Source organism: Stenotrophomonas sp. B2, from assembly GCF_014947095.1.
In the GTDB taxonomy this organism is placed as follows: Bacteria; Pseudomonadota; Gammaproteobacteria; order Xanthomonadales; family Xanthomonadaceae; genus Stenotrophomonas; species Stenotrophomonas maltophilia_P.
In genome coordinates, this window is record NZ_JADCQA010000030.1 from 1 (window position 1) to 3,838 (window position 3,838).

2 protein-coding genes, 1 tRNA gene and 1 pseudogene are annotated in these 3,838 nt (G+C 65.4%); all 4 read left to right on the forward strand.

Annotation, left to right across the window (positions count from 1 at the left end):
- Window positions 1-602: autotransporter outer membrane beta-barrel domain-containing protein (locus tag IMX13_RS18800; protein WP_193396970.1), on the forward strand; the 602-nt coding region annotated here is incomplete at its 5' end.
- A gap of 98 nt (window positions 603-700) precedes the next feature.
- A complete protein-coding gene (locus IMX13_RS18805; protein ID WP_193396971.1) occupies window positions 701-1,705 on the forward strand; it encodes a 2-hydroxyacid dehydrogenase in 1,005 nt (334 codons plus the stop codon).
- Window positions 1,706-1,756: 51 nt separating this feature from the next.
- Window positions 1,757-1,832 (forward strand) — tRNA-Thr (locus IMX13_RS18810).
- Window positions 1,833-2,130: 298 nt separating this feature from the next.
- A pseudogene (locus tag IMX13_RS18815) lies at window positions 2,131-3,838 on the forward strand (hypothetical protein); the annotation flags it as partial.

Sequence of the window (3,838 nt, forward strand, 5' to 3'; positions counted from 1 at the left end):
ACGCGCGCGGTTATCTGTCCGCGGCGGTGCGCTACACCGACCTGCGCCACGACACCCGGCGCAGCATCGCCGGCATCGAGGGCCTGCAGGATCCGCTGCGTGCGAAGTACAGCAACGATGCGATCTCTGCGCGGGTGGAACATGCGTTCTCCTTCACCCGCGGCAAGGGCGTGGTGATCCAGCCGCTGCTGCCGGTGGTGGATTACGCGCGTACCTCCGCGACGCGGTTCAACGAAGGGCAGGGCGTGGCGGCGCTGGCCGGGCGTGGCGGCAGCCTGGAGAGCATCCAGGTCGGTGCGGGCCTGCAGCTGTTCAAGACCTTCGAGGGCAACAACGGCGAGCGCATCACCCCGCGGGCGCGGGTGGTGTGGCAGAAGGAGCTGGGCGATACGCAGGCCCGTTACAGCACCGGCTTTGCGGCGGCGCCGGATCTGGTGTTCGGCAGCAACAGCCAGACGGTGGGCGAACAGGTGCTGAGCTGGAACCTGGGTGTGACCAGCCGGGCCAGCGAGCGGCTGTCGGTGATGGTCGACTATGTGGGCGAGCGCCGCGACGGCCAGCTGCAGAATGGTGTGCAGCTGGGGCTGGGTTACCGGTTCTGAGTGGCCGGCGGCACCGGCGATGCCCGCATCGCCGGTGCCATCCCAGGACGCACGCTGCTGCGGTATGGTTCGGCATGGAATTCCACCCAGGCCCCTCCATGCAGATCGCAGTCTTCAGCGCCCGGCCCTATGATCGCCGCTTTCTTGACGAGGCCAATCAACGCGGCGCCGCAGAACAGGATTTCGCGTTCGTCTACTTCGATGCCGCGCTCGACCTGCATACCGCCACGCTGGCACAGGGCTGCGACGCCGTCTGCGTGTTCGTCAATGATCGTCTTGATGCCCCTGTACTGCAGGCCCTGCACGCGCAAGGTGTACGTGCCGTGCTGCTGCGGTGCGCCGGCTTCAACAACGTCGATCTCGCCGCTGCGACGTCGCTGGGCCTGTTCGTCGCGCGCGTGCCGGCCTACTCACCTGAGGCCGTCGCCGAGCATGCACTGGCCCTGGTGATGACCCTCAACCGGCAAACACATCGCGCCTACAACCGCGTGCGCGAAGGCAACTTCATGCTCGATGGCCTGCTTGGGCACACCCTGCATGGCCGCACCGTCGGCATCGTCGGCACCGGCAAGATCGGTGTGGCGACGGCGCGCATCTTCAAGGGCCTGGGCTGCACGGTGCTGGGCCATGATCCCTATCCATCGGCATCCTTCGCCGCGTTGGGAGAGAACGTGGCTCTGGCCGAGCTGTTGTCCCGCGCCGACATCGTGTCGCTGCACTGCCCATTGACGGCGGATACCCATCACCTGATCAACGATGCGTCGCTGGCGCAGATGAAGGCGGGTGCCATGCTGGTCAACACCTCGCGTGGCGGTCTGGTCGACACCCATGCGGTCATCCGCGCGCTGAAATCACGCCGGCTGGGCCACCTGGCCATTGATGTCTACGAGCAGGAAAGCGCGCTGTTCTTCCAGGATCTCTCCGGGGAAATCATCGACGATGAAGCGTTCCAGCGCCTGATGACCTTCCCCAACGTACTGGTGACCGGCCATCAGGGCTTCTTCACCGTGGAGGCCCTGCAGGAGATCTCGGCGATCACGCTGGGCAACCTGGCGGATTTCGCAGCCGGGCGGGCATGCGCGAACCGGGTGGAGGCTGGCTGACCGAGGGTGGATTGACCACCGGGCAGGGGAGCCCGTAAAATCCCGTGCTCGGCCGGAATAGCTCAGTTGGTAGAGCGGCGCATTCGTAATGCGTAGGTCGCAGGTTCGACTCCTGTTTCCGGCACCATGTTTGATGAAAAGCCCCGGCCCTGGTCGGGGCTTTTTTGTGTCTGGTGGCGCCGGGCAATGCCTGGCGGAATGCGAGGGCAGGTGGCGCGATTCGCCGCCCGACTGGGGGTGAGGGCGATCTTCGGCCGTTAGTGCTTCCTGTCGTCGGCCACAGGCGCGACGGATGGCACTGCGACGTCCAGTGGCCCTGCATCGGCAGGGGCGTTGGCGGGGCGGCACTCTCTCGAACACAGGTAACCCGCATGTCGAACTCGTCGATCTCCCCCCTCACTTCCCGGTCCAGGCTGAGCATGGCGATGTCGTTCGCTCTGATGGCGGGACTCTCCACGCTCGATGCGCAGGCAAGCACCTTCCATCTGAACGGCGACACGATCTACTACTCCGGCGGCGTCGAGAGCAGCGATCCCAGGACCTTGGAGCGCATTCTCAGCGCGGCGAACCGGCAGGGACGGACCATCCGCCAGATCGTCTTCCGCAATTCACCCGGTGGTGCTGCCAGCGGTGGCGTTGGCATGGGCGAGGTCATCCGCCGCAATGGCCTGGATACCGTGCTGGACGGTGGTTGCTACTCGGCGTGTGCCGATGCGTTCGTCGCCGGTGTCAATCGTCGGATCACCCGCTTCGCCCTGCCGGTGTATGACGGTTACGACATGACCGTGCTGGGGATCCATGGCGAAGCCCGGGACGGTGTTCCCACGCCGTACCCGGGCCAGGAGAAGTACATCCAGTACTACCGGGACATGTTTGGCGCCAGGGACTTTGCCGTCATTGAAGGCCGGATCACCCAGGCCCACTACGAACTGACGGAAAGCTCCGGCTTCCTGCGCTATTTCGATCCGGCCACGATGGCCATCGCGACCCGCTTCTGCCCGACGCGCGACACCAGCGAGGACGGTGGCTGCACGGCCTATCCGGACGTGACGCTGTTCAGCGACAGGGTGGCGACCTCGATGGACTATGCAACGACCAACGATGTCCTGGTCATCGATGGCAAGCGGGTGAGCGGAAACATCAATCCGGCATTCGATCCCGCGCAGTTCTCCTATGTGCGCGATGTGGACGTGGACAAGGTCGTCGGCGGCGATGCCTTTGGCGTGATCAAGCTCACCGCGGGCGCCCATTGGTCCGCGACGGAAGACAGCGGTGCGTCGATTCTGTGGGTGGACTCGGGGAGGCTGGACATCACAGCGCAGAGCAGCCTGCTTACCGGCAACAGCGTGATAGGACGCAACGGTGCCGTCGATGTGAGGGACGGCCTGCTGAAGGCCGGGAGCACGATCGTGGACGGTTCGCTGTCCCTCGCCTCGACCGGCGAACTGGACAACAGCGATACGCTGCTGGTCCGGCGTGGAGGTGAGGTGGCGATGGCCGGTGGTCGAATCTCCACGGCCGTCGTGACGCTGGATCCAGGGGCCGCACTGAAGGGGCATGGAACCATCGGCGCGACGGCCTATGTCGGGGACCCGGACTATCCCGACTTCCCCTGGAATGTTCCGCAGGTGGCGCGGGTGAGGGTGGCCGGTGGCGATCTTCATCCGCAGGGCGGCCCGTTGACGGTCAACGGCTATGTCAGCTTTGCCTATCCCAATGCCGGCCGGCTGCTGTTCGACATCACCCCGGAAACGCGCCAGGCGGGCCTTGTACTGGACGCATTCGAAGTCCATCGCTGCGACAGCCAGGGCAGCTACTACTATTGCGGAAACGGGGCGGCCACCACTGCGCCGGGCTTCCTGATCGGCGGCACGGTCGGCAAGCTCGCGCTGGATATCGCACCGGGCTACTACCGCCAGGATCTTTCGATCCCGCTGGTACAGGGACGTATCTATGGCAGCAAGGAAGGCAACGAGCTGACCACCGCGCTGTTGAACGACAGTGACAGCGAGTTCGATGCCAGCGTGCCGCAGCTGCAGGCCGGACAGGTCGCGTTCACCCGTGCCGAGCGGCAGGACGGCTCGGGCTACAGTGCCGATCTGACCAGTGCCGACACGGCACAGCGCAGGTTCC

Coding starts and splice junctions, on each gene's coding strand:
- IMX13_RS18805 (WP_193396971.1), top strand. CDS start 701: ATGCAGATCGCAGTCTTCAGCGCCCGGCCCTATGATCGCCGCTTTCTT.